Origin of the sequence: Salmonella sp. SAL04202 (genome assembly GCF_046550775.1) — a bacterium.
Lineage (GTDB): Bacteria > Pseudomonadota > Gammaproteobacteria > Enterobacterales > Enterobacteriaceae > Salmonella > Salmonella enterica.
In genome coordinates this window covers 862,668-888,311 of the sequence record NZ_JBGDXK010000001.1, presented here as the reverse complement: position 1 = coordinate 888,311, position 25,644 = coordinate 862,668, and the positions used below count along the sequence as shown (strand labels likewise).

At 52.9% G+C, this 25,644-nt stretch carries 29 protein-coding genes; 16 read left to right on the top strand and 13 right to left on the bottom strand.

Annotation, left to right across the window (positions count from 1 at the left end; translation table 11 throughout):
- Nucleotides 1-11 precede the first annotated feature (11 nt).
- From ACLJQJ_RS04445 to flgB, 5 genes are read right to left on the bottom strand one after another with little or no spacing between them, the layout of a single operon-like run.
- Nucleotides 12-767 (bottom strand): flagellar basal body rod protein FlgF, encoded by a 756-nt coding sequence (locus ACLJQJ_RS04445; RefSeq protein ID WP_000349278.1) that lies wholly within the window; start codon nt 765-767, stop codon nt 12-14.
- A 20-nt stretch (nt 768-787) separates the two neighbouring features.
- The gene (gene flgE / locus ACLJQJ_RS04440; protein ID WP_063809502.1) at nt 788-2,008 is read right to left on the bottom strand and encodes a flagellar hook protein FlgE; all 1,221 of its coding nucleotides are present in this window, start codon (nt 2,006-2,008) and stop codon (nt 788-790) included.
- Nucleotides 2,009-2,034: 26 nt separating this feature from the next.
- Nucleotides 2,035-2,733 (bottom strand): flagellar hook assembly protein FlgD, encoded by a 699-nt coding sequence (gene flgD, locus ACLJQJ_RS04435; RefSeq protein ID WP_000020450.1) that lies wholly within the window; start codon nt 2,731-2,733, stop codon nt 2,035-2,037.
- An 11-nt stretch (nt 2,734-2,744) separates the two neighbouring features.
- Complete coding sequence (gene flgC, locus ACLJQJ_RS04430) at nt 2,745-3,149, bottom strand: flagellar basal body rod protein FlgC (RefSeq protein WP_001196448.1); 405 nt, start codon at nt 3,147-3,149, stop codon at nt 2,745-2,747.
- Between the two features lie 3 nt (nt 3,150-3,152).
- Nucleotides 3,153-3,569, bottom strand: a complete 417-nt coding sequence (gene flgB, locus ACLJQJ_RS04425) for a flagellar basal body rod protein FlgB (protein ID WP_000887043.1) — start codon at nt 3,567-3,569, stop codon at nt 3,153-3,155.
- Nucleotides 3,570-3,725: 156 nt separating this feature from the next.
- Here flgB and flgA point away from each other — a divergent pair, with 156 nt between their 5' ends.
- The 3 genes from flgA (at nt 3,726) to flgN (ending at nt 5,197) form a co-directional block, all read left to right on the top strand.
- A complete protein-coding gene (gene flgA, locus ACLJQJ_RS04420; RefSeq protein WP_001194086.1) occupies nt 3,726-4,385 on the top strand; it encodes a flagellar basal body P-ring formation chaperone FlgA in 660 nt (219 codons plus the stop codon).
- A gap of 91 nt (nt 4,386-4,476) precedes the next feature.
- On the top strand, nt 4,477-4,770 hold the full coding sequence (gene flgM / locus ACLJQJ_RS04415; protein WP_000020893.1) for a flagellar biosynthesis anti-sigma factor FlgM: 294 nt from the start codon (nt 4,477-4,479) through the stop codon (nt 4,768-4,770).
- A gap of 4 nt (nt 4,771-4,774) precedes the next feature.
- A complete protein-coding gene (gene flgN / locus ACLJQJ_RS04410) occupies nt 4,775-5,197 on the top strand; it encodes a flagella biosynthesis chaperone FlgN (protein WP_000197547.1) in 423 nt (140 codons plus the stop codon).
- Nucleotides 5,198-5,278: 81 nt separating this feature from the next.
- Here flgN and murJ read toward each other — a convergent pair whose 3' ends face one another.
- From murJ to rimJ, 4 genes are all read right to left on the bottom strand, one after another.
- Nucleotides 5,279-6,814: a murein biosynthesis integral membrane protein MurJ gene (gene murJ / locus ACLJQJ_RS04405; protein WP_001537775.1), complete on the bottom strand. Its 1,536-nt coding sequence runs from the start codon at nt 6,812-6,814 to the stop codon at nt 5,279-5,281.
- A 303-nt stretch (nt 6,815-7,117) separates the two neighbouring features.
- Nucleotides 7,118-8,041, bottom strand: a complete 924-nt coding sequence (locus ACLJQJ_RS04400) for a Gfo/Idh/MocA family protein (protein ID WP_001259728.1) — start codon at nt 8,039-8,041, stop codon at nt 7,118-7,120.
- A 1-nt stretch (nt 8,042) separates the two neighbouring features.
- On the bottom strand, nt 8,043-8,690 hold the full coding sequence (locus ACLJQJ_RS04395; RefSeq protein ID WP_000873047.1) for a YceH family protein: 648 nt from the start codon (nt 8,688-8,690) through the stop codon (nt 8,043-8,045).
- 35 nt (nt 8,691-8,725) lie between these two features.
- Nucleotides 8,726-9,310 (bottom strand): ribosomal protein S5-alanine N-acetyltransferase, encoded by a 585-nt coding sequence (gene rimJ / locus ACLJQJ_RS04390; RefSeq protein WP_000468204.1) that lies wholly within the window; start codon nt 9,308-9,310, stop codon nt 8,726-8,728.
- A gap of 236 nt (nt 9,311-9,546) precedes the next feature.
- Between rimJ and mdtH the strand changes: the two genes are divergently transcribed.
- The 10 genes from mdtH to ACLJQJ_RS04340 all read left to right on the top strand — a co-directional run bounded on the left by mdtH (nt 9,547) and on the right by ACLJQJ_RS04340 (nt 16,957).
- Nucleotides 9,547-10,755 carry a multidrug efflux MFS transporter MdtH gene (mdtH, locus tag ACLJQJ_RS04385; RefSeq protein ID WP_000092178.1) on the top strand — a complete coding sequence of 403 codons (1,209 nt, stop codon included), beginning with the start codon at nt 9,547-9,549 and terminating at the stop codon, nt 10,753-10,755.
- 63 nt (nt 10,756-10,818) lie between these two features.
- On the top strand, nt 10,819-11,466 hold the full coding sequence (gene grxB / locus ACLJQJ_RS04380) for a glutaredoxin 2 (RefSeq protein WP_000780893.1): 648 nt from the start codon (nt 10,819-10,821) through the stop codon (nt 11,464-11,466).
- A 124-nt stretch (nt 11,467-11,590) separates the two neighbouring features.
- The gene (locus tag ACLJQJ_RS04375) at nt 11,591-12,151 is read left to right on the top strand and encodes a lipoprotein (RefSeq protein WP_000713054.1); all 561 of its coding nucleotides are present in this window, start codon (nt 11,591-11,593) and stop codon (nt 12,149-12,151) included.
- A 104-nt stretch (nt 12,152-12,255) separates the two neighbouring features.
- The gene (gene pyrC / locus ACLJQJ_RS04370; RefSeq protein ID WP_020898670.1) at nt 12,256-13,302 is read left to right on the top strand and encodes a dihydroorotase; all 1,047 of its coding nucleotides are present in this window, start codon (nt 12,256-12,258) and stop codon (nt 13,300-13,302) included.
- Between the two features lie 73 nt (nt 13,303-13,375).
- Complete coding sequence (gene dinI / locus ACLJQJ_RS04365; RefSeq protein WP_001217763.1) at nt 13,376-13,621, top strand: DNA damage-inducible protein I; 246 nt, start codon at nt 13,376-13,378, stop codon at nt 13,619-13,621.
- Between the two features lie 289 nt (nt 13,622-13,910).
- Nucleotides 13,911-14,165: a biofilm formation regulator BssS gene (gene bssS / locus ACLJQJ_RS04360; RefSeq protein WP_000414441.1), complete on the top strand. Its 255-nt coding sequence runs from the start codon at nt 13,911-13,913 to the stop codon at nt 14,163-14,165.
- Nucleotides 14,166-14,277: 112 nt separating this feature from the next.
- Nucleotides 14,278-15,396, top strand: coding sequence for an N-methyl-L-tryptophan oxidase (gene solA / locus ACLJQJ_RS04355; RefSeq protein WP_045340720.1), 1,119 nt, complete (start codon nt 14,278-14,280; stop codon nt 15,394-15,396).
- A gap of 40 nt (nt 15,397-15,436) precedes the next feature.
- Entirely contained in the window at nt 15,437-15,550 is a 114-nt protein-coding gene (locus ACLJQJ_RS04350) for a YceO family protein (RefSeq protein WP_001253282.1), read from the top strand.
- Between the two features lie 262 nt (nt 15,551-15,812).
- Nucleotides 15,813-16,385, top strand: a complete 573-nt coding sequence (locus ACLJQJ_RS04345; protein WP_001159784.1) for a cytochrome b — start codon at nt 15,813-15,815, stop codon at nt 16,383-16,385.
- Complete coding sequence (locus tag ACLJQJ_RS04340) at nt 16,382-16,957, top strand: YceI family protein (RefSeq protein WP_000739886.1); 576 nt, start codon at nt 16,382-16,384, stop codon at nt 16,955-16,957. The genes ACLJQJ_RS04345 and ACLJQJ_RS04340 overlap by 4 nt, the downstream gene beginning before the upstream one ends.
- A gap of 51 nt (nt 16,958-17,008) precedes the next feature.
- Here the strand turns inward: ACLJQJ_RS04340 and ACLJQJ_RS04335 are convergent, their stop codons facing one another.
- On the bottom strand, nt 17,009-18,061 hold the full coding sequence (locus tag ACLJQJ_RS04335) for a rhodanese-related sulfurtransferase (RefSeq protein ID WP_001144623.1): 1,053 nt from the start codon (nt 18,059-18,061) through the stop codon (nt 17,009-17,011).
- A gap of 219 nt (nt 18,062-18,280) precedes the next feature.
- Here ACLJQJ_RS04335 and ACLJQJ_RS04330 point away from each other — a divergent pair, with 219 nt between their 5' ends.
- From ACLJQJ_RS04330 to ACLJQJ_RS04320, 3 genes are all read left to right on the top strand, one after another.
- Nucleotides 18,281-19,201, top strand: coding sequence for a Kdo(2)-lipid IV(A) acyltransferase (locus ACLJQJ_RS04330; RefSeq protein ID WP_000163973.1), 921 nt, complete (start codon nt 18,281-18,283; stop codon nt 19,199-19,201).
- A gap of 154 nt (nt 19,202-19,355) precedes the next feature.
- Nucleotides 19,356-20,570: a multidrug efflux MFS transporter MdtG gene (gene mdtG, locus ACLJQJ_RS04325; protein WP_000075053.1), complete on the top strand. Its 1,215-nt coding sequence runs from the start codon at nt 19,356-19,358 to the stop codon at nt 20,568-20,570.
- 81 nt (nt 20,571-20,651) lie between these two features.
- Complete coding sequence (locus ACLJQJ_RS04320) at nt 20,652-21,026, top strand: MysB family protein (protein ID WP_000180050.1); 375 nt, start codon at nt 20,652-20,654, stop codon at nt 21,024-21,026.
- On the opposite strand, the gene ACLJQJ_RS04315 is transcribed toward ACLJQJ_RS04320, so the two are convergent.
- From ACLJQJ_RS04315 to mdoG, 3 genes are all read right to left on the bottom strand, one after another.
- The gene (locus ACLJQJ_RS04315; RefSeq protein WP_001217832.1) at nt 21,027-21,254 is read right to left on the bottom strand and encodes a YceK/YidQ family lipoprotein; all 228 of its coding nucleotides are present in this window, start codon (nt 21,252-21,254) and stop codon (nt 21,027-21,029) included.
- Between the two features lie 73 nt (nt 21,255-21,327).
- On the bottom strand, nt 21,328-23,871 hold the full coding sequence (gene mdoH, locus ACLJQJ_RS04310; protein ID WP_001044596.1) for a glucans biosynthesis glucosyltransferase MdoH: 2,544 nt from the start codon (nt 23,869-23,871) through the stop codon (nt 21,328-21,330).
- Nucleotides 23,864-25,399 (bottom strand): glucans biosynthesis protein MdoG, encoded by a 1,536-nt coding sequence (gene mdoG, locus ACLJQJ_RS04305; RefSeq protein WP_001562609.1) that lies wholly within the window; start codon nt 25,397-25,399, stop codon nt 23,864-23,866. The genes mdoH and mdoG overlap by 8 nt, the downstream gene beginning before the upstream one ends.
- Nucleotides 25,400-25,644: the final 245 nt, after the last annotated feature.

Sequence of the window (25,644 nt, the reverse complement as noted above, 5' to 3'; positions counted from 1 at the left end):
AATGTCCTGTATTAACTCATCGACAGCAGTTGGTTAGCTCGCCCTTCGTTCTCATCTACGCTGGTGATAACCTTCATCTGCATTTCAAAACGACGTGCGTTGGCGATCATGTCGGTCATGGCTTCAACCGGCTTGACGTTACTGCCCTCCAGCACGCCCGACATAATGCGAATTGACGGGTCGGCGGCCAGTACCGCCCCGCGTTCAGCCTGTGCCTCGGCGGTAAGGCGGAATAAACCGTCATCGCTCCGCTGCACCTCATTGCCTTCCGCTTTGACCAGCTTCAGTCGCCCAACGGGCGCCACCGTGTTTGGCGGGTCGCCGGGATTGAGCGCGGAGATCGTGCCGTCTGCCGCAATGGTGATTTCCGACCCTTCAGGAACGGTAATCGGGCCGCCTTCGCCGATAACCGGATGTCCCTGAATGGTTAACTGCCCGGTCGGACCCACCTGGATATTCCCGTTACGGGTATATCCTTCAGCGCCATCCGCCGCTTGCACTACCAGCCAGCCGTCCTGCTGTAACGCGACATCCAGCGGACGGGAGGTGTAGTCCAACTGACCCGGGGTCATATCCGCCCCGGGCGTCGACGCCGTAACCAGCGTGCGCGTTGCTAAAGAGAGGCCATCAACGGGCACCGCGCGTAGCGCGTTAAGCTGCGCGCGAAAGCCCGGCGTTGAGGCATTAGCCAGGTTGCTGGCCGTTACCGCCTGCTGGTTAAGCGTCTGGCTGGCCGCCCCCATGGCGGTATAAATTGCGTGATCCATTAAGCTATCCCGTCAGGCGCTTAGCGCAGGTTAACCAGCGTATTGAGGATCTGGTCCTGGGTTTTGATGGTCTGCGCATTCGACTGGTAGTTACGCTGCGCGACGATCATATTCACCAGCTCTTTACTCAAATCCACGTTAGAGGCTTCCAGCGCGCCGTTCGTCAGCTTACCGAAGTTGCCGGAACCGGCAGTCCCCAGCAGCGCTACCCCGGAAGCCTGCGTCGCCGCCCAGACGTTATCGCCCTGGGATGCCAGACCTTCGTTATTGGCGAAGTTAGCCAGCACAATCTGCCCCAGCACCTGCTCCTGCTCGTTGGAGTAGTTGCCAACCACGGTGCCGTCGTTGTTAATCTGGTAGCTCACCAGGTCGCCCGGCTTATAGCCGTTCTGATTGGTGGCGACGATGTTGTTCGACCCGGTGTTCTGCTGCATAGAGTTAAGGAAGCTGAGGGAGAAGGTGGCCTTAGTCGCGCCATTAATCGTACCGGTTTCGATGTCGTCGACTGTACCGCCGGATTTCAGTGTTCCGTCGGGATTAAACTCCAGCGTTGTTGCCAACGTCACTGGAGCCGTCGCTGCAGGAGCACTGCTGTCATGGGTGTACACGGCCCATTCATTATCTTTGGTAGAGCTTTTAACGAAATAGACGTTCATGTCATGGGCATTACCCTGGCTGTCATAAACGGTGACGGTGCCTTTTTTGTTATACGAATCCGCATCACTCACGCTAAAAGGTGTTTTAGACGGCGCAGGGTCCGTCGAGTTCAGGTTGATCTGCATTGATGCGGTGGTGGTCGATTTCGCCGCCATCAGCGTGTTCGGAATGGTGATCGGTGCAGGATTCGCCCCCTGCTGAATGGTCGGCGGCGTACCGGTGGCCGGATAGCCGGTCAACTGCATCCCCTGCATATTGACCAGGTTACGGTTCTCGTCCAGTTTGAACTGGCCGTTGCGGCTATAGAACACGGAACCGTTGCTGTCTACCAGGCGGAAAAAACCGTTCTGGCTAATCGCGACATCCAGCCCGCGCCCGGTGTTCGTTGTCGTACCGTCGGTAAAATCCTGGGTAATCCCCGCCACTTTTACGCCCAGCCCCACTTTGGAACCGGCAAACATATCGGCAAATGATGCCGTACCGGACTTAAAGCCATAGGTGGCGGAGTTGGCGATGTTATTACCGATAACATCAAGGTTGGTGGCCGCAGCGTTCAGGCCGCTAACCGCTTGAGAAAAAGACATGACTGACTCCTGATAAGTGTAAGGGCTTAGATTATTTGCCGAACTTCGTCGAGTGTGGTGGTGCCGTAGGTACCCAGATCCAACAGGTTGCCGTTACTGCCCTTCGTCACGCCCTGTACCAGAGCGAATTGCAGCGGCTGCGCCACCAGTTGCGTCCCGCCATTGCTGGCGGTAATCGCAATGTTGTAAGAACCATTCGGTACCGTTGTTCCGTCCGTTTGCTTACCATCCCAGGTAAAGGTGTGTACCCCGGCTCGCAACTCACCGATCTCCAGCGTCCGTACCACCCGGCCATCTTTATCGGTAATGGTTGCCGTCACTTTGTCCGCAGGCTGTTGCAATTCCACGCCAAACGGCGTCGTGGACGTCACGGCCCCTTCTTCCGCGCCTTTACCCGCCAGAATTGTGGTGCCAGGTACCATAACGCCATGTCCAATCAGCGTGGTCGCCTGTAGGGACTGACTATTATCGATTTGCCCGGAAATAGCCCCCAGCGTCGTATTCAGTTTTTCAATGCCGCTCACGGTACTGATTTGCGCCAACTGCGTCGTTAACTCATTATTTTGTAATGGGTTAGTCGGGTCCTGGTTCTTCAATTGCGCGACCAGTAAGGTCAGGAAACTGCTTTGCAGATCGGCAGCGTTGCTTCCGGTCATCGATCCGCTGCCGGTCGTCGTTTTGACGCCCGTGTTGGTCGGGTCATTCATATTTACGGCAATAGACATACGCGCCTCCTTTACTGGCCTAATGTCAGCGTTTTAAGCATCATGCTTTTTACGGTATTCAGGACTTCGATATTTGCCTGATAGCTGCGCGAGGCTGACATCGTGTTGACCATTTCGCCGACCACATCGACGTTGGGCATTTTGACGTAACCATTAGCGTCCGCCAGCGGATTGCCTGGCTCATAAACCAGCTTTTCCGGTGCCTGACTTTCAATCACGCTGGCGACCTTTACCCCGCCAGTGGCTTGACCCGGCGCGGCATCCACCTGAAAAACCACCTGTTTGGCGCGATAAGGCTGTCCGTCCGGGCCGGTGACGCTATCCGCATTCGCCAGGTTACTGGCCGCAACGTTCAACCGCTTGGACTGTGCGGCAAGCGCCGATCCGGCAATATCAAAAATGTTTAACAGCGCCACGAATTAGTTTCCTCCCTGTAGCACATTCATCATGCCTTTGAGTTGGCTACCCAGAACGGTAAGCCCCATCTGATATTTGAGACTGTTATCCGCAAACTGCGTACGTTCCCTGTCCATATCTACGGTGTTACCATCCAAAGAAGGCTGATCGGGTACGCGGTAAAGCAGATCCACTGCGGGAGAAGAGACCGCCTGAGCGGGAATATGGTGAGAGGAAGTCAACGTTAACGCGACGCCGCCGGTTTCTTCCCGTCCACGCACCATCACCTTTTTTAACTCACTGGCAAAATCAATATCGCGCGCCTGATACCCCGGCGTATCGGCATTGGCGATATTCGCCGCTAATATTTCCTGACGTTGCGCGCGCAGATTTAGCGCTTCCTGCTGAAATCGTAAGGCGGCATCGAGCCTGTCGAGCATATCTCCTCCGCAAATGGCAAAATTCAGCCGACAGCTTAAATGCCTTCACGCGCGCGTTATCGCCGGAATAAACGCAAAATGCGTCGCTATTTATTGCGTTGATGCTTGCTTCACACGGGTAGAATCCTGTCATGACATCAACCAGGGGGAAGTACCATGCAAACGTTAAAACGAGGATTCGCCGTGGCGGCTTTGCTGTTCAGCCCCCTGACAATGGCGCAGGACATCAACGCCCAGCTGACCACGTGGTTTTCCCAGCGTCTGGCTGGCTTCAGCGACGAGGTGGTTGTCACGCTCCGTTCATCGCCCAATCTGCTGCCGAGCTGCGAGCAGCCAGCCTTCAGCATGACGGGCAGCGCGAAGCTGTGGGGCAACGTCAATGTGGTGGCGCGCTGCGCCAATGAAAAACGTTATTTGCAGGTGAATGTGCAAGCGACCGGCAATTATGTCGCCGTTGCCGCGCCCGTCGCGCGCGGCGGAAAATTGACGCCGGCCAACGTCACGCTAAAACGTGGCAGGCTGGATCAGTTACCGCCGCGGACGGTACTGGATATCCGTCAGATTCAGGATGCCGTCAGTTTGCGCGATCTCGCTCCCGGGCAGCCGGTACAGCTTACGATGATACGTCAGGCCTGGCGCGTCAAAGCGGGTCAACGAGTACAGGTCATCGCCAATGGCGAGGGGTTTAGCGTCAATGCGGAAGGTCAGGCGATGAATAATGCCGCCGTCGCGCAAAATGCGCGCGTACGCATGACATCGGGTCAAATCGTGAGTGGAACCGTCGATTCTGATGGGAATATTCTTATTAACCTATAATTGTGTAAAGATTTTGTCGCGGCTGCCGATGAGATATTCAACCATGATGGTAGCTGGCCGCTACAACGTAACCCTCGATGAGGATAAATAAATGAGCATTGACCGTACCTCACCTTTGAAACCCGTTAGCACTGTCCAGACGCGCGAAACCAGCGATACGCCGGTACAAAAAACGCGTCAGGAAAAAACGTCCGCCGCGACGAGCGCCAGCGTAACGTTAAGCGACGCGCAAGCGAAGCTCATGCAGCCAGGCGTCAGCGACATTAATATGGAACGCGTCGAAGCATTAAAAACGGCTATCCGTAACGGTGAGTTAAAAATGGATACGGGAAAAATAGCAGACTCGCTCATTCGCGAGGCGCAGAGCTACTTACAGAGTAAATAAGCGTATGACTCGTTTGTCAGAAATACTTGACCAGATGACCACCGTCCTGAATGACCTGAAGACGGTGATGGACGCCGAGCAACAACAGCTTTCCGTAGGCCAGATTAACGGCAGCCAGCTACAGCGTATTACAGAAGAAAAAAGCTCGTTGCTGGCGACGCTGGATTATCTGGAACAACAGCGCCGTCTGGAGCAGAACGCGCAGCGTAGCGCAAACGATGACATTGCAGAGCGCTGGCAGGCGATTACCGAAAAAACGCAGCATCTTCGCGACCTCAACCAGCACAACGGCTGGCTGCTGGAAGGGCAAATCGAGCGTAATCAACAGGCGCTGGAGGTGCTGAAACCTCACCAGGAGCCGACCTTGTACGGGGCTGACGGTCAGACTTCCGTTTCTCACCGCGGCGGTAAAAAAATTTCTATCTAATCATTGCCGGATGGCGACGTTGCGCCTTTCCGGCCTGAATGCCTTGTAGGCCTGATAGCACAGCGCTATCAGGCACTGAATTTACGCCGTCCGGCGAACAAACTCTTTCACTTTAAAGCCCAACACGGCAAGCGCGGCGAAATAGGCCGCGATACCCGCAATCACTACCGCCATCAAACGTAGCAAACGCCATAACATCGACCCTTGCGACCACTCCGGCATAATATGCAACACGCCGAACAATACGGCAGCCATCACCAGTACGGAAATGATCAGACGCATCAGGAACCACATCCAGCCCGGTTGTGGCGTAAAGATATTCTGTTTGCGCAGTTGCCAGTACAGCAGCGACGCATTGAGACATGCCGCCAGACCAATAGAGAGCGACAGCCCGGCGTGTTTCAGCGGTCCAATAAACGCCAGGTTCATTAACTGCGTCATGATTAACGTCACTATGGCGATTTTCACCGGCGTTTTAATATCCTGGCGAGAATAGAAGCCCGGAGCCAGCACTTTTACGACGATCAAGCCAATCAGCCCCACCGAATAGGCGATTAACGCCCGCTGCGTCATTGCCGCATCAAAGGCGGTGAATTTACCGTACTGAAACAGCGAGACCGTCAGCGGCTTCGCCAGAATGCCTAACGCTACCGCGCTCGGCAACGCCAGTAAAAAGCACAAACGCAGCCCCCAGTCCATCAGGCGGCAGTACTCATCATGATTGCCGCTGGCAAAGCTTTTCGACAATGACGGCAACAGGATGGTCCCCAACGCCACGCCCAGCACGCCGGACGGGAACTCCATCAACCGATCGGCATAGTACATCCATGAGACCGAGCCGGAGGCCAGAAACGAGGCGAAAATGGTATTGATGATAAGGGAGATCTGACTGACGGAAACGCCCAAAATCGCCGGCCCCATCTGTTTGACCACCCGCATCGCCCCAGTGTCGCGAAAGTTAATGCGCGGCAGCACCAGCATACCGATCTTTTTCAAATACGGAAGTTGATACACCAGTTGCAGCACGCCGCCGACGGTGACTGCCCAGGCTAACGCCAGCACTGGCGGATTAAAGTATGGCGCGGCGAATAATGCAAAACCGATCATGCTGATATTAAGAAATGTCGGCGCAAAAGCGGGAATAGAGAAGCGATTCCAGGTGTTGAGAATGGCGCCAACCAGTGAAGCCAGCGAGATCAGCAGAATATAGGGAAACGTAATCCGCAGCAGTTGCGTCGTCAGCGCGAATTTATCCGCAGTATCGGCAAAACCCGGCGCGGTTACCATAATCACCCACGGGGCGGCCAGCATACCGGCCACCGTCACGACGGCCAATGCCAGCGTCAACAGGCCGGAAACGTAAGCGACAAAGATCCGCGTCGCTTCTTCACCCTGCTTGCTCTTATATTCCGCCAGGATAGGCACAAAGGCCTGAGAAAAAGCGCCTTCGGCAAAGATCCGGCGTAGTAGATTGGGGAGTTTAAACGCCACAAAAAAGGCGTCGGTCGCCATCCCTGCGCCAAAAATTCTGGCGACAATCGCATCACGGGCAAAGCCCAACACGCGTGAAAACATAGTCATCGAGCTGACGGCAGCCAGCGATTTCAATAAATTCATTTCTTTTGTATTCCAGACCCTGGCGTAAAACTCCTGCATGGCTGATCCATCGACCGGATAACGCAACTTCTGCCGTATCCGGCTGTATCACCGCGCCTGACGGCGACGTTAAAACGTCTTATCAGGCCTTACAGACTCCCCACGGTTTGCCATTATTCACTGTGAAAAGAGGTATTATGTAGAGTGGGCATATATACCCGCCATACTTCGAGCTGCATGTGCGTTAGCTTTTCTGCAACTCGAATTATTGAGGGTATAGTACCTGGATTACGATGAATTACTACCGCCAGATGTTACAGAGGGTTATTCGCTGATGGCGTCCCGCCACAGCGCCTCCACGACGCGCTGGGCCAAAATCGCCTGCTCCCCCGCCGTTTCCGGAACCGTCTGATTTTGTACGCAGTCAATGAAATGCCGCGCGCATCCGACAAAACCACGCTGTTCAAGCGTCGTTTGCCAACCCGGAATGGGTTTGATGAGAATACCCTGCCCGCGCTCTTCGCGCCATTCACGCATATCCGTCACGTCATACAACCCGCCGTCGGTGACGGCCTGGACCGATTCACGCTGACTTCCGGCGCGCCGGTGCATACTGGTGGTAATTTGTAGTTTGTCGGCGGAAAAATGATGTTCCGCATAGCACATTTCGCCGGACTCGCTGGTGAGCAACGTGCCGCTGGCAAGGCGCGCCTCGCCGCCCGCCAGCCACAGTGCGGTATCCACGACATGCAGATAGTCATCGAGCAAAGTAAAACGTAAGTCGTGCGGCCCGACGCTATCGGTACGATGTTTATCCATACGCAGTGACGCCGCAGTGCCGAGGCGCGTCTTCAGTTCGCGGTACAGCGGCGCGAAACGGCGATTAAAGCCAACCATCAGCGTCAATTTTTTTTGCGCCGCCAGCGCCACCAGCCGTTCGGCATCACGTAGATTTTCCGCCAGCGGTTTATCCACGCAAACATGGACGCCGGCATTGAGAAGTTCGCTGACCACGGCATAATGGCTTGCGGTACTGGAGTGGACGAAGACCGCATCGCAGCCGGACGCTAAATTCGCCAGCGAATCCACATACGGTATGCGCCAGCTTTCGCAGATACGTAAGGCTTTATCCCGCGAAGGAGACCAGGCGCCCTGTAATGTCCATCCGGCGGTGTTGGTTAATACCGGCAGCCAGGCCTTCTGCGCAATACCGCCTAATCCGACAATGCCAATCCGTAATGTTCTCACATTACTCTCCCAGGTGAGCTAACAAAGAATCCAGCCGCTGCTTTAACTCCGCCACTTCGCTTTCCAGCGCTTCGACGCGCGACTGAAGATCGCCCGACGCACTTTCCGGCGCAGACGTCTGGAGAGACAGTTCATCGACGTCGCCGCAAAAAAGGTGCATATAACGGCTTTCGCGCTTACCCGGTTCACGCGCCAGACGGACGACATACGGGCCGTCCTCACGACTGGCAAGCCGTTCCAGCGTGGATTCAACTTCCGCCATATCGCTGAATTCATGCATCCGCGACGCCCGACTACGCAACTCGCCGGGCGTTTGCGCGCCGCGCAGCAGCAGCGTAGTGACGAGCGCCACTTCCGCCGCGCTAAGTTTCAGATCGCCAAATTCGGAATTACAGAAACGCTGTTCATATTTGGTGACGCGATTGCCAAACCCGCTGACCGTACGCAAAAAGTGGCGTTTCACCAGGTTATCGAGCTGTTCTTGTACCTCCTGTTCCGTCAGGTTCATCACCGGTTCACGGTTGGTTTTCTGATTACAGGCTGTCACCACCCCGTTGACGGAAAGCGGATACTGTTCCGGCGTTGTCACCTGCTTTTCCAGCAGACAGCCAATCACTCGCGCTTCAGTGGCGGTTAATTCATATTTCATCGTTTTCTCCCTTTGCCTCTCATTCCGTAAGCCGCTCAACGCCCCGGCGTCCATAACGGCGTGGTTAACGCCGTCAGGACATGGTCGCGCCATTGTCCATCAATCAACAGGTAATCTTTCGCATAGCCTTCTTTCTCAAAGCCAAGCCGCGCCAGCAACGCGCCGCTACGTTTGTTGTGCGGCATATAGTTCGCCATGATACGGTGGATATGCTGAGTGCGCTGCATATAGCGAATCGCAGCGGTTAAGGCTTCAAACATCAGCCCCTGCCCCTGCCACTTCTGCGCAATGGAATAGCCCAGATAACAGGCATGAAAAGAACCGCGCACCACATTGGAAAAATTCGCCACGCCGATAATTTCTTTTTCTTCCGGATCAAGTAGCGCGAAATAGAAGGCGGAGCCCTGTTTGTGAAATTCACCGATCATTCCCAGACGCGCCTGCCATCCTGAAGGATAACAATGACTTTCATCACGGACCGGTTCCCAGGGTTTTAAAAAATGACGATTTTCCGCGTAATAATCGGCCAGACGCCAGGCATCACGCTCATGCACTAAACGTACCACCAGACGATCGGTGGTTAAGCGCACTTTTGGCACGTTACTACGATAGCCAAACATTCTATACCTACTCCTTCCTGTAACGTCTTCAGCACGCCAGTAACATTACTATACCTGCGCAACCAGGCTCTGTGAAAAGCGCAAATCGTCATTTTTTGAATTGCTGCCACATTTTGATGAAAACTCTCGATTAAAAAGGACTTTTGATAAAAAAATATTGTCCCGCTAACGGTAGGAAAAAACGAAACGCCGCCGCAGAATAGAAGACGCTCATCTTTTATTTCCCGGGAGGGGAAATGTCGCGCGTCTCGCAGGCGAGGAACCTGGGTAAATATTTTCTTCTCATCGATAACATGTTAGTGGTGCTGGGTTTTTTCGTCGTCTTCCCGCTCATCTCTATTCGCTTTGTCGATCAAATGGGGTGGGCTGCCGTAATGGTAGGGATCGCGCTCGGCCTGCGCCAGTTTATTCAACAAGGTCTGGGCATTTTTGGCGGCGCCATCGCCGATCGCTTTGGCGCGAAACCGATGATTGTCACCGGTATGCTGATGCGCGCCGCAGGCTTTGCCACCATGGGTATCGCGCATGAGCCCTGGCTCTTGTGGTTTTCCTGCTTTCTTTCCGGTCTCGGCGGTACGCTTTTCGACCCGCCGCGTTCAGCGCTGGTGGTCAAATTAATTCGTCCGGAGCAACGGGGCCGCTTCTTCTCTCTATTGATGATGCAGGACAGCGCGGGCGCGGTGATTGGCGCGCTGCTGGGAAGCTGGTTGCTACAATACGATTTTCGCCTGGTCTGCGCGACAGGCGCTATTTTGTTCATATTATGCGCCCTTTTCAACGCATGGCTGCTTCCGGCCTGGAAGCTATCAACGGTCAGAACGCCGGTGCGTGAAGGAATGCGCCGCGTCATGAGCGATAAAAGGTTTGTCACCTACGTGCTGACGCTGGCGGGCTACTATATGCTGGCGGTACAGGTCATGTTAATGCTGCCGATTATGGTAAACGATATCGCCGGTTCGCCTGCTGCCGTGAAATGGATGTACGCTATAGAGGCGTGTCTCTCGCTGACGTTGCTCTACCCGATTGCCCGCTGGAGCGAAAAGCGTTTTCGGCTGGAGCATCGGCTGATGGCCGGTTTGCTCGTCATGTCGCTGAGCATGCTCCCCATCGGGATGGTGGGCAATTTACAGCAGCTTTTTACGCTTATTTGCGCTTTCTACATCGGCTCGGTTATCGCCGAACCGGCGCGCGAAACGCTCAGCGCGTCGCTCGCAGACGCGAGGGCGCGGGGAAGCTATATGGGCTTTAGCCGTCTGGGATTAGCCATTGGCGGCGCGATTGGTTATATCGGCGGCGGCTGGTTGTTTGATATGGGGAAAGCGCTTGCGCAGCCTGAACTACCGTGGATGATGCTCGGTATTATCGGCTTTATCACCTTTTTGGCTTTAGGCTGGCAATTTAGTCATAAACGCACGCCGCGCCGGATGCTGGAACCCGGCGCCTGATTTGATACCTGTCGCTATCTCCTCCATACTGGTCAGATACCGACAGTCAAATGGAGGAGAAACGTGAAGCTTTATATTTACGATCATTGCCCTTTCTGCGTTAAAGCCCGCATGATTTTCGGCCTGAAGAACATCCCCGTTGAACTTAACGTGTTACAAAATGACGACGAGGCGACGCCCACCCGGATGATTGGTCAAAAGATGGTGCCCATCCTGCAAAAAGATGATAGTCGCTACCTTCCTGAAAGTATGGATATTGTACATTATGTCGACAACCTCGACGGCAAACCGCTGTTAACCGGGAAACGCAATCCAGCCATTGAAGAGTGGTTGCGCAAAGTTAACGGTTACGTTAATCAGCTACTGCTGCCGCGATTTGCAAAATCCGCTTTCGATGAATTTTCTACCCCTGCGGCGCGTCAGTATTTTATCCGCAAAAAAGAAGCCTCATCTGGCAGTTTTGACAACCATCTTGCGCACTCTGCCGGACTGATTAAAAAGATCGGCGATGATTTACGTTTGCTGGATAAACTCATCGTACAGCCTAACGCCGTTAACGGCGAATTATCGGAAGATGATATTCATCTGTTTCCGCTTCTGCGTAATCTGACGCTGGTCGCCGGTATTCACTGGCCGACAAAAGTCGCAGACTATCGCGATAATATGGCAAAGCAGACGCAAATTAATTTACTCTCCTCAATGGCTATCTAACGCCCGCCAGGCGGCAACCCTTTCTTGCCGCCTTTTTCAGCTTTTTCTAGTGGCGCCATGTCCGCTGGCGCGACATGCTGCTTTGTGTCAAGATTAGGGCACAGGCAACATGCTAAGGAACGCCATGAAAAAGTTTTTTTTTGCCGCTGCGCTGGTAGTTAGCGGCCTGTTAGTGGGTTGTAATCAACTTACGCAATACACCATTAGCGAACAAGAAATCAATCAAGCGCTTGAAAAACGGAATAATTTCTCAAAAGATATTGGTCTTCCCGGCATTGCCGACGCGCATATCGTATTGACTAATCTTGCCAGCCAGATTGGTCGGGAAGAGCCTAATAAAGTCACCCTTACTGGCGATGCCAGGCTGGATATGAATTCCCTGTTTGGCAGTCAAAAAGCGACGATGAAACTCAAGCTAAAAGCCCTGCCGGTCTTTGATAAAGAAAAAGGCGCCATCTATCTTCAGGAGATGGAAGTAGTAGACGCCACCGTGACGCCGGAGAAAATGCAATCGGTGCTACAAACGCTCCTGCCCTATTTAAATCAGTCTTTACGTAGCTACTTTAACCAGCGGCCCGCTTACGTGTTGCGTGAGGACAGCAGTAAAGGCGAAGCGTTAGCGAAGAAACTCGCGAAAGGCATTGAAGTTAAACCTGGTGAAATCGTTATTCCTTTCACCAATTGATTTCGGAGGGCGCGCTCGCGCCCTTTTTTTTACGTGCAAACGAAAACGTTTCCGCTTATCCTTTGTTTCCGGCAAAAAGACTATTCCTCAGCCGGAGCTTATTAATGACTGCACCATCCCAGGTTTTAAAGATCCGCCGCCCGGACGACTGGCACGTTCACCTTCGCGATGGCGACATGTTAAAAACGGTCGTACCCTATACCAGCGAAATTTATGGTCGCGCTATCGTGATGCCGAACCTGGCGTCCCCCATCACGACCGTTGATGCAGCGATCGCCTACCGCCAGCGTATTCTCGATGCGGTGCCCGCCGGGCATGATTTCACGCCGTTAATGACCTGCTATTTAACGGATTCGCTCGATGCCGATGAACTGGAGCGTGGTTTCCATGAAGGCGTGTTTACTGCGGCTAAGCTTTACCCGGCCAATGCCACCACTAACTCCAGTCATGGCGTAACGTCAGTCGACGCTATCATGCCGGTACTGGAGCGGATGGAAAAACTCGGAATGCCATTGCTGGTCCACGGTGAGGTGACCCATGCGGAGGTTGATATCTTCGATCGCGAAGCGCGTTTTATCGACACCGTAATGGAACCGCTACGCCAGCGTCTGACCACGCTTAAAGTGGTCTTTGAGCACATCACGACCAAAGATGCCGCGCAGTATGTACGTGACGGCAACGACTACCTGGCGGCTACCATTACGCCTCAACATTTAATGTTTAACCGTAATGATATGCTGGTCGGCGGCATTCGTCCTCACCTGTACTGTCTGCCGATTCTGAAACGCAATATTCACCAGCAGGCGTTACGCGAACTGGTCGCCAGTGGTTTTACGCGCGCCTTCCTGGGGACGGATTCAGCGCCGCATTCACGTCATCGTAAAGAGACCAGTTGCGGCTGCGCCGGTTGTTTCAACGCCCCCTCCGCCCTTGGCAGTTATGCCGCCGTGTTTGAGGAAATGAACGCGCTGGCGCACTTTGAAGCGTTCTGTTCACTGAATGGCCCGCAATTCTATGGCCTGCCGGTGAATACGGGGTGGGTGGAACTGGTTCGCGATGAACAACAGGTACCGGAAAATATCGCGCTGGCTGATGATTCGCTGGTGCCTTTTTTAGCGGGTGAAACAGTACGCTGGTCAGTAAAAAAATAAAAAATGCGCTTACCTGTTGCTATATATTGGATTTAACTGTATATATATCCAGTATATTCAACAGGGGGCCATTATGCGTATTGAAGTCACTATAGCCAAAACGTCACCTCTGCCTGCCGGTGCGATTGATGCGCTGGCGGGCGAACTCTCCCGCCGTATTAGCCATCATTTTCCGGAGAATTTGGGTAACGTCACCGTGCGTTACGCTACCGCCAACAACTTGTCCGTCATTGGCGCATCAAAAGAGGACAAAGAACGCATTAGCGAGATTCTCCAGGAGACCTGGGAGAGCGCTGATGACTGGTTCATCAATGAATAAAAAATGATATGCAGTGATGTATGTTTGCCGGGTCGCCCCGGCTTTTTTATTTGCGCAACTGATGAATATTTCACCTGACCGTCAAAATAATTGCACAACATCCTAAAAAAATATGAATGAACTGCCGCTTTATTGTTCATATAATTCTTAAAAAGAGAAATTTATCCTCCGCTCTCTTTAAAAACGCAGTGAATAGCCTTATTAATTGGTATACTGAAGTTGCTTCAGAAGAAAAACACGCATTGAACCTCGAGAACCGTTGTCTTATAACACGTACCAGGGGGGCATGATGGAAAAGAATAATGAAGTCATTCAGACCCATCCGCTTGTAGGATGGGACATCAGCACCGTCGATAGCTATGATGCGCTGATGCTGCGTTTACACTACCAGACCCCAAATCGTCCGGAACCGGAAGGGACTGAAGTTGGTCAAACGCTCTGGTTAACGACAGATGTAGCCAGGCAATTTATTTCAATATTAGAAGCCGGCATCGCCAAAATAGAATCAGGTGATTACCAGGAAAACGAGTATCGTCGCCATTAGCGTGACGCGCTCCCCCTCTCTCAGGCACCGTAAGGTGCCTCACTTATTTCTGGCTTGTATATCTCAGCGCAGTTATTTACCCTGAAATCATCGCGATAGCAGAGAGAAGCTGATGAAATACGACCTTATTATTATCGGCAGCGGTTCGGTTGGCGCCGCCGCTGGTTATTACGCCACCCGCGCCGGGCTAAAGGTCCTGATGACCGATGCGCATATGCCGCCTCATCAACAGGGCAGCCATCACGGCGATACCCGACTTATCCGCCACGCTTATGGTGAAGGCGAAAAATATGTCCCGCTGGTGCTTCGCGCCCAGGCGCTTTGGGATGAACTCTCCACACACAATGAAGAGCCTATTTTTGTCCGCTCCGGCGTCGTCAACCTCGGCCCGGCCGATTCCGCTTTCTTAGCCAACGTCGCACGAAGCGCACAACAGTGGCAATTGAACGTCGAGCGCCTGGACGCGACGGCCCTCATGACGCGCTGGCCGGAAATTCGCGTGCCCGATAATTATATCGGGCTGTTTGAAGCTGACTCCGGTTTCCTGCGCAGCGAATTAGCCATTACCACATGGCTTCGTCTGGCCCGAGAGGCAGGCTGCGCACAGCTATTTAACAGCCCGGTAAGCCATATTCACCATGATGATAACGGTGTGACGATAGAGACGAGTGAAGGCTGCTACCACGCCAGCAAGGCGCTGATTAGCGCGGGCACCTGGGTCAAAGCGCTGGTACCGGAGCTGCCCGTTCAGCCCGTACGTAAAGTTTTTGCCTGGTTTAAGGCGGATGGGCGTTACAGCACTAAAAACCGCTTTCCGGCCTTTACCGGCGAAATGCCCAACGGCGATCAATATTACGGCTTCCCGGCGGAGAACGACGAGTTAAAAATCGGCAAACACAATGGCGGACAGCTAATACAAGCTCCGGAAGAGCGCAAGCCCTTTGCCGCCGTTGCCAGCGATGGCGCGGAAGCATTTCCTTTCCTGCGTAACGTACTGCCGGGTATCGGCGGTTGTTTACATGGGGCGGCATGTACCTATGATAATTCGCCGGACGAGGATTATATTATCGATACGCTGCCTGGCCATGAGAACACGCTTGTCATCACTGGACTCAGCGGACATGGTTTTAAATTCGCCCCGGTGTTAGGAGAAATCGCTGCGGATTTTGCGTTGGGAAAAACGCCCTCCTTTGATCTGACGCCGTTCCGGCTTTCCCGTTTTAGCCAATAATTTGTCGGCCCCGTAAAGGGGCTGTTTATTAAGGTAAGCTATGCGTCGTCTCTTTCATTTTCTGATGAATAATATTCGCGAACATTTCATGCTTTACGTTATTCTTTGGTCGCTGCTGGCGGTGATGGATATTGTTTATCTCCTTTTCTTCTGATTGCTTTTCATTGACGTTAACTGACACTTCCTGAAAATTCCTCACTTTTTATTTCATAACGTTGAAGCACGGCAATAATGCCAGTTCTTGCCGTTGCGCGGTTATCAGGGGGAAATATCTCGAAACTTCTGAAGCTGAACCGCAAACAACATCAAAATTATTGAAATAAAAATAAATATCATTCAAATTCTTATTTATAAGTTGCATTCGGCGCTTTTCCACGCCATTTTCATTCTCTCGTGAAATATTCATTGGTGTGTTTATGCAATTTAAAAATACTCCACAGCGTTATGGCGTGGTTTCCGCCGCGCTCCACTGGCTGACCGCCCTGGTGGTCTATGGCATGTTTGCGTTGGGCTTATGGATGGTCACGCTCAGTTATTACGACGGCTGGTATCACCAGGCGCCGGAAATACATAAAAGTATTGGCATATTACTGATGATGGCGCTGATCGTGCGTATTATCTGGCGGCTTTATTCTCCGCCGCCCGTTGCGTTGACCAGCTATTCCCGTTTAACGCGCGCTGGCGCCGCCGCGGGTCATCTCCTCCTGTATCTCCTGCTCTTTGCGATAATCATTAGCGGCTACCTGATTTCCACCGCCGATGGTAAACCGATTAGCGTCTTTGGCTGGTTTGAGATTCCGGCCACGCTTACGGACGCGGGCGCGCAGGCTGACATCGCCGGAACGCTGCATCTGTGGTTTGCCTGGTCGCTGGTCATTATCTCGCTCTCGCATGGGGTTATGGCGCTAAAACACCATTTCATCGATAAAGACGACACACTGAAACGTATGACAGGAATGTCGTCATCTGACTATGGAGCTCAAAAATGAAAAAAAACCTGCTGGGATTCACCCTCGCATCCTTGTTATTCACGACCGGTTCCGCCGTGGCGGCGGAGTATAAAATTGATAAAGAAGGCCAACATGCGTTCGTCAATTTCCGCATCCAGCATTTGGGCTACAGCTGGCTATACGGCACCTTTAAAGATTTCGACGGCACGTTCACTTTTGACGAAAAAAATCCGTCGGCCGACAAAGTGAACGTGACCATTAACACCAATAGCGTCGACACTAACCATGCCGAACGTGACAAACACCTGCGTAGCGCGGAATTTCTTAATGTTGCGAAATTCCCGCAGGCAACCTTCACCTCTACCAGCGTGAAAAAAGAGGGCGATGAACTGGATATTACCGGCAATCTGACACTCAATGGCGTGACTAAACCGGTGACGCTGGAAGCGAAACTGATGGGCCAGGGCGACGATCCGTGGGGCGGTAAGCGCGCGGGCTTTGAGGCCGAAGGAAAAATTAAGCTGAAGGATTTCAATATAACTACCGATCTCGGCCCGGCCTCACAAGAGGTTGAGCTTATCATCTCAGTAGAAGGCGTTCAGCAGAAGTAACGCCTGGCGAAATGCCGGATAGCGGCCTTTACGCTGCTATCCGGCAAAATATTACTCAGCCGGATCGGGAATGCTCAGTTTGCTATTAAGCCGACCACGCGATTTATTAAAAATTTTGTTGCCGTTCTCGCGACCCGCGCGACGTCGGCGCTGTTCTTCCTCCGGCAAGGCCAACTCTTCACAGCATTGTTCACTACAGCAGCCGTTAAATTTACTGGCGCACTGCGGACACTGGATAAACAGCAGATGGCAACCGTCGTTTTTGCAGTTGGTATGGCTATCGCAGGGTGCGCCGCACTGATGGCAATGCGCGATAACCTCATCCGAGATTCGTTCGCCCATTCGCTCATCAAATACAAAATTTTTGCCGATAAAGCGAACGGGAAGCCCCTGCTCGCGCGCGCGACGGGCGTATTCAATGATGCCACCCTCAATATGCCAGACTTTATTGAAACCGTTGTGTTTCATCCAGGCGCTGGCTTTCTCACAACGAATACCGCCGGTACAGTACATCACTATCTTTTTATCTGCATGTTCCCGCAGCATTTCAACCGCTTTTGGCAACTGTTCACGAAACGTATCCGCCGGGATTTCCAGAGCATTTTCGAAATGGCCGACTTCATACTCATAGTGGTTGCGCATATCAATAAAGACCGCATCAGGATCGTCCAGCATCGCATTCACATCTGCCGCCTTCAGATAATCGCCGACATTACTGGCGTCAAAACTTGGATCGTCAATTCCGTCAGCGACGATACGGTCGCGAACTTTCATACGCAGCACCCAAAATGACTTTCCGTCATCCTCCAGCGCGATATTTAAACGCAGCCCGTCCAGCGCGGGATCGAACGTATAAAGCTGTTGACGAAAGGTCTCGAGCTTGCTTTGCGGCACGCTGATTTGCGCATTGATGCCTTCATGCGCCAGGTAAACGCGACCAAAAACGTCCAACGCCGTAAACACCTGATACAACGCGTCCCGCGTCTGTTGCGGAGAGGCGATAGTGAAATATTTATAAAAAGAAATTGTCGTACGCGGCTCGCTTTCCGCCAGCATTTTGGCTTTCAGCTCGTCATTAGAGATGCGGTTGTGTAACACTGGCATGGTGTACGTATCCTGCAATCAGCAAAAAATAAAGTGGGCAGGCATGATAAGGCAAGTCTCGCCAATTTACATCCACACATTTTGCGCTACATTTCCTGCTTTACACTAAATAATTAACAACAATTGTCGATTTAATCGCCACTCTCCTGCTACATATTTTTGCTCAACGCAAAAAGATGCGAGAATACGGGGAATTGTTCGTTGAAAGACAGGATAGAAATGACGAAGTTGCCTAAGTTCTCCGTGGCCTTACTGCACCCGCGCTATTGGTTAACCTGGTTGGGTATAGGCGCGCTTTGGTTGGTCGTGCAACTCCCCTACCCGGTCATCTATAAATTGGGTTGCGCATTGGGCCACCTGGCGCGACGCGTAATGAAACGCCGCGCGAAAATCGCCTATCGCAACCTTGAATTATGCTTTCCGGAAATGAGCGCGCAGGAACGCCACACCATGGTGGTCAAAAACTTTGAATCCGTCGGTATGGGCGTGATGGAAACCGGCATGGCCTGGTTCTGGCCCGATCGGCGAGTGAACCGCTGGATGGAAGCGAGCGGTCTGGAGCATATCCGTGAAGTTAAGGCGCAGGGGCTGGGGTTCATTCTGGTAGGAATACATTTTCTTACCCTTGAGTTTGGCGCCCGCATGTTTGGTATGCATAACCCGGGTATCGGAGTTTATCGCCCGAATGATAATCCGTTGCTCGACTGGTTACAGACCTGGGGACGCTTACGCTCCAATAAATCAATGTTGGATCGCAAAGATCTGAAAGGCATGGTTAAAGCATTGAAAAGCGGTGAATTGATCTGGTATGCGCCGGATCACGATTACGGCCCGCGCGCCAGCGTCTTTGTACCGTTATTCGCCGTCGACCAGGCCGCTACGACCTCCGGTACCTGGATGCTGGCGCGCATGTCTAAAGCCTGTATTATCCCCTTCGTGCCTCGCCGTAAACCCGATGGGAAAGGCTACGAACTGATCATTCTTCCAGCGGAATATTCGCCTCCGCTGGAGAGCGCAGAAGCGACTGCCGCATGGATGAATAAGATTGTTGAGCAGTGCATTATGATGGCGCCAGAGCAGTATATGTGGCTGCATCGCCGCTTTAAAACTCGCCCTGAAGGCGTACCGTCGCGCTATTGACAGGATTGCAGCCGTCAGGCTGCAATTTTTCCCCTCTTTTAGCTTTAAAAGCTCCCCACATTGCGAGGCTGGTAAGGTCGGCGCATAATTATAATTAGTACGCTCATAATTAAATTGATGATAGCGCAAAACGCGCATCATACAGTGGAACGCTATGTCACCCTCTGATGTCCCCATAAACTGGAAACGCAATCTAACCGTTACCTGGCTGGGCTGTTTTTTAACCGGCGCGGCATTCAGTCTGGTCATGCCTTTTCTCCCTCTCTACGTTGAGCAACTCGGCGTAACAGGCCATAGCGCGCTCAACATGTGGTCCGGGCTGGTCTTTAGTATTACGTTCCTCTTTTCAGCTATCGCTTCCCCTTTTTGGGGCGGTCTGGCGGATCGTAAAGGGCGTAAGATCATGCTGTTGCGTTCCGCTCTCGGCATGGCCATTGTGATGCTGTTAATGGGCATGGCGCAAAATATCTGGCAATTTCTGATCCTCCGCGCGTTATTAGGCCTGCTGGGCGGATTTATTCCCAACGCCAATGCGCTCATCGCCACTCAGGTGCCGCGCCATAAAAGCGGCTGGGCGTTAGGGACGCTCTCTACTGGCGGCGTCAGCGGCGCTCTGCTTGGCCCACTTGCGGGCGGTCTGCTCGCCGACCATTACGGCCTTCGCCCGGTCTTTTTTATTACCGCCAGCGTTTTGTTTATCTGTTTTCTGCTCACCTTCTTTTTTATTCGCGAGAATTTCCTGCCGGTGAGCAAAAAAGAGATGCTTCACGTTCGGGAAGTGGTCGCCTCGTTAAAAAATCCCCGCCTGGTGTTAAGCCTGTTTGTCACCACGCTGATTATTCAGGTGGCGACGGGGTCTATTGCGCCCATCCTGACGCTCTATGTGCGCGAACTCGCGGGAAATGTCAGTAATATTGCGTTCATTAGCGGGATGATAGCGTCCGTTCCCGGCGTGGCGGCATTACTTAGCGCCCCCCGGCTCGGCAAGCTTGGCGACAGAATTGGCCCGGAAAAGATTCTTATCGTCGCGCTGATTATTTCCGTACTGCTGCTGATTCCAATGTCTTTTGTGCAAACGCCGTGGCAGCTCGCGCTATTGCGGTTTCTGCTTGGCGCGGCGGATGGCGCGCTGCTGCCAGCCGTTCAAACTCTGCTGGTTTACAACTCTACCAACCAGATAGCCGGGCGCATATTCAGTTACAACCAATCTTTCCGCGATATCGGCAACGTCACCGGCCCTCTCATGGGCGCCGCAATTTCCGCGAGCTATGGCTTCCGCGCCGTATTCTGCGTCACGGCAGGCGTGGTGTTGTTCAATGCTATCTATTCATGGAACAGCTTACGACGGCGCAGACTGGCAATAGAATAATTTTTGCGCTTTCATACTTGCAATATTACAGAATCAGCTATTCTTTCCCTAAATACCTCATCAAATCAAAGGGAGACTCTGATGACCATGTATGCCACGCTGGAAGAAGCTATCGATGCAGCCCGGGAAGAATTTCTGGCTGACCATCCAGGCCTCGAACAAGATGAAGCGAATGTGCAGCAGTTCAACGTTCAGAAATATGTACTGCAGGATGGGGACATCATGTGGCAGGTCGAATTTTTCGCCGATGAAGGTGAAGATGGCGAATGTCTGCCGATGCTGAGTGGTGAAGCCGCGCAGAGCGTGTTTGACGGCGATTATGATGAGATAGAGATCCGCCAGGAATGGCAGGAAGAGAATACTTTGCATGAATGGGATGAAGGGGAATTCCAGCTTGAACCCCCGCTTGATACCGAGGAAGGCCGTACTGCGGCAGACGAATGGGATGAGCGTTAATTACTCATAAGGCCCGTGGTGAATATCGAGCGGCAGTAGCAGTGTATCGAAGATCAGTGAGAAGGGCAGATCGAGGATAGTGATATAGCGCCATGCGGAATCACGCATATCCCACTGCACGCCAGGGTAATACTGGTTGCCGTGTCCTTGTCCGGGGATCGTTCTGCTGATAATACTGCCGCAGCCGCTCAGGGTAATCACCATTATGCTCACCGCGAATATACGCACCTGATACCTCATTTCACTATAAAAATACCGGCATCACGCCGGTATTTTTCACCTCACTCCAGACCTGAAGACCTTATCCCGCTGACGATGTTCGTCCCTGCAACGCCTGCGGATTCAGGACGAGAGACTGATAATGGTTTACCCAGGAAGAGTATCTCTCTGGCGCATTCCAGACCCGATAGTGTAAACGCGCCATCGTCACCGGATCGCTGAGCAAAACCAAGCGCCGATCGCGGTTCAGTTTCTCCGGCGTTTCGTTTAGCGCCTGCTCCACATGACGATCGCGGGCTATTTCCAGCACCTTACTGGCGCGGTGACGCGCGGTGGCCATCGCGGTCGCCAGCGCATTAAGCGACGGGTTAAATACCGCATGCATAAAGCCATCGTCCAGAATACGGCGGCGATTCATCTCCAGATATTTATCGGTATCGACCAACACCTGAGGCGGCGAATACTCTTCCGGGATCAGGAACAGCTTCCAGCGTTTGGTGCGTAATCCTACCGTTGAACGACTGGAGATCACCGAAACAAATGGCGACAGAATCAGCGAAAAGACAATCGGCGCCAGCCAGAACAGAAAGCGTAAATCCAGCCACGCCATACCCACCGCCCAGACCAGCCCCAGCAGCAGTTGAGAGCCGTGACGCATAAAGGCTTCTCCCCACGGCGTAGAATCATCGTCGCGTTGCGGTGAGTTCCAGACCACTTCCCAGCCGAGGAACGCGCTGACCACAAACACGGTATGAAACAGCATACGCACCGGCGCCAGCAACACGGAGAACAGCACTTCCAGCAATAGCGACAGCGTAACGCGCCAGAAACCGCCATACTCTTTGGTGCCTTTACACCAGATCAGCATAATACTGAGCAGCTTCGGCAGGAACAGCAGCACCATCGTTGACGCAAACAGCGCGATTGCCAGTTCCGGACGCCACTGCGGCCAGACCGGAAAAAGCTGGCGCGGCTGAAGGAAATATTGCGGCTCTGTTAACGCATGAACGACCTGCAGCGCGGTAGAAAGCGCGAGGAACATAAACCATAACGGCGCAGACAGATATGACATTACCCCCGTCAGGAACACGGCGCGATGCACCGGGTGCATTCCTTTCACCAGGAACAGACGAAAGTTCATCAGGTTGCCGTGACACCAGCGGCGGTCGCGTTTAAGCTCATCCAGCAGGTTTGGCGGCAGCTCTTCATAGGAGCCGGGGAGATCGTAGGCAATCCAGACGCCCCACCCTGCCCGACGCATTAGCGCCGCCTCCACAAAGTCGTGGGAAAGAATCGATCCGGCGAACGAACCCTCTCCCGGCAGCGGCGCCAGAGCGCAGTGCTCGATAAACGGCTTCACGCGGATAATGGCATTGTGCCCCCAGTAGTGCGACTCCCCCAGCTGCCAGAAATGCAGCCCGGCGGTAAACAGCGGCCCATAAACACGGGTCGCGAACTGTTGGCAGCGGGCATACAGAGTATCCATTCCCGACGCTTTCGGCGAAGACTGGATAATCCCGGCGTTTGGATTCGCTTCCATCAGGCGCACCAGCCCGCTCAGACACTCGCCGCTCATCACTGAGTCCGCGTCCAGCACCACCATATAGCTGTACTGATTGCCCCAGCGGCGGCAAAAATCGTCAATATTGCCGCTTTTGCGTTTCATACGGCGGCGGCGGCGACGGTAAAAAATTTGGCCTTCGCCCTGCACTTCCGCGATAAGCTCCATCCACGCCTTTTGCTCCGCCACGCAGATATCCGGGTTATAACTGTCGCTAAGGATATAGACGTCGAAATGCGCGGCGTTGCCTGTGGCTTTAACAGACTCCCAGGTCGCGCGCAGACCGGCGAAAACGCGGCTAACGTCTTCATTACAGATAGGCATGATCAGCGCCGTCCGGTGTTCCGGATTGAGGGGCTCATCGCCAACCGTAGACGCGGAGATGCTGTACTTATCGCGCCCGATAAGCAGTTGCAGGAAGCCCATCAGCGCCGTCCAGAATCCGGCTGACACCCAGCAGAACAGCACGGCAAACAGAATCAGGATACCGGTTTGCAGCATGTAGGGCAGGAGCTGCATAAAAGAGACCCAAATATCCTGCCCCACCATATCCATAGGATTGATGAGCGCCCATCCCTGATAAGGCAGAATGGTCTTCATATACCAGGTCGCGACGACGGTTTGCGCCAGAGTCAAAATTAACAAAATATAGCGGCGTATAGTGCCGACGGTACGCCATTTTTGCTCGCTCGCCTGCTCTTCTTTTGTCAGACGAGAAACATAGCGCGGCGTTACATCCCGCCCACGCAGGCGATCCCAAAAACGGCCAACCGGGTTGGTTCGCCAGGGATCAGGAAACATCGAAGAGCGCGTCGCTTTTGGCATAGCCTGCAACTGATCGCGCCCTTCATCATCTTTAATTAACTGCCCCTTCGCCAATGAATCCGGCCAGGCGTGTTCAAGGCGGGCTTTTACGGAACCCTGCGGTGAATCGTCTTCTCGCGAGTAAGTCCGATGCTCGGCATCCAGCGCCTGATGCACGGCGCGGATGTCAGTTTTCGGCAATGCCGCTTTCTCACGATCAGAAAGCAGCAGTGCGTCAATATACTCAGTTGTTTTATTCATTGGCAGGTAACTGGTAGCTCCAGGTTTCACTTAGCGTCTGATCGGCATTCACCAATGCGGCACGCATTTCCGTGGTTTTCTTCGCGTCTTTGACTTTCACGCGCAGCATTAAACGCCAGCCTTTAGTGACTGGGTTATAGCGTACATTACTGTCAACGATTTCACCGTTATCGCCAATGCTGGTTTGCGCAGCGACAGGCGTATCCGGCGGCAGTTTTTTCATGTCGGCGCCAACGAAATCCACCACAAAGGCAATAGTGCCGTCGGGCTGGCGAATCAGATTCGACTGTTTAACGTCGCCCGTTGAGCGACGTGTTTGCAGCACCCAGGCATTATCCGGCGCATGAAGTTTATCTTCATCGCGGCTGAAGGTCAGAGTGTACTTGAAGTTCATCTCTTTACCCGGTTCCGGCAGTTGATCCGGAGTCCAGTAAGCGACGATGTTATCGTTGGTTTCATCATTGGTCGGAATTTCAACCAGTTCAACCTTACCTTTGCCCCAGTCGCCTTTCGGGGTAATCCAGGCGCTTGGACGCAGGTCGTAGCGATCGTCTAAATCTTCAAAGCGCGAGAACTCGCGACCACGCTGCAACAGGCCGAATCCCTGAGGGTTTTCCATTGCATAGCTGCTCACAGCGAGGTGTTTTGGATTGTTCAGCGGACGCCAAATCCACTCGCCATTACCCGCATGAATGGATAAGCCGTTCGAGTCATGCAGTTCCGGACGATAGTTGGTCGTCGGCGACGGCTGGTTTGGCCCAAACAGGAACATACTGGTTAATGGCGCAACGCCCAGCTTGCCCACTTTATCGCGCAGATAGACTTTTGACTGCACGTCCACCACGGTATCGCGGCCAGGAATGATCACAAAACGGTAAGCGCCGGTCGCACGCGGAGAATCCAGTAATGCATAGACGGTCAAACGCTTATCGGTGGGTTTTGGACGCTCAATCCAGAACTCGCGAAAGCGGGGAAACTCCTCACCAGATGGTAAGGCGGTATCAATCGCCAGGCCGCGCGCAGATAAGCCATATACCTGGCCTGCGCCGATAACGCGGAAATAGCTGGCGCCAAGCATACTGACGATTTCGTCGTTCTTATCTTTACTGTTGATGGGGTACAGAACTTTGAACCCGGCGAAGCCTAAATCTTTTACCGTGTCTTTATCGTGCTGAACATTGCCAAAATTGAAGTAATCCGGGCTGTATTTGATTCTTTTGACCGTCGTCGCCGTCACTTCGTTAATCTTGACCGGCGTATCGAAGTACATCCCCTGATGGTAAAATTCGAGCTTAAAAGGGGTCTTTAAGTTGTTCCAGTAGGCTTTATCGCTGTTAAACTGGATCTGCTGATAATCCGCATATTTCATGTCGCGGAAAACGGAGGGCAAGTTGCTTTTAGGCGCCTCATAGCCTTTCCCGGCTAAAGATTGAGCTTGTTTTGCCACGTCATCAATACTGAACGCCCAGCTCGATGATGCGTAGAGCGTTAACATAATAGCTGCGCCCAACCAACGCATTTTCATCATTTGTCGTTTATGTTTCATAATAAGTAAGCACTTCCCCCTTTGTGTGCTTATATCGATCCGATCCATTTTAATGGATAATCAGGCATTACGACAACTGAATCCAGGCTTTGTTCAGCGCGCTGGCTCATGGATTAAGCACCTCCCGCGCCTGTTTTCACTTTGCGTGCTTATCCTGGAGACAGGTTGTCGGAGTTGGTGTAGGGTTGCTACCGAATGTAACTATAATTCGCCTTATGGATAAGGTG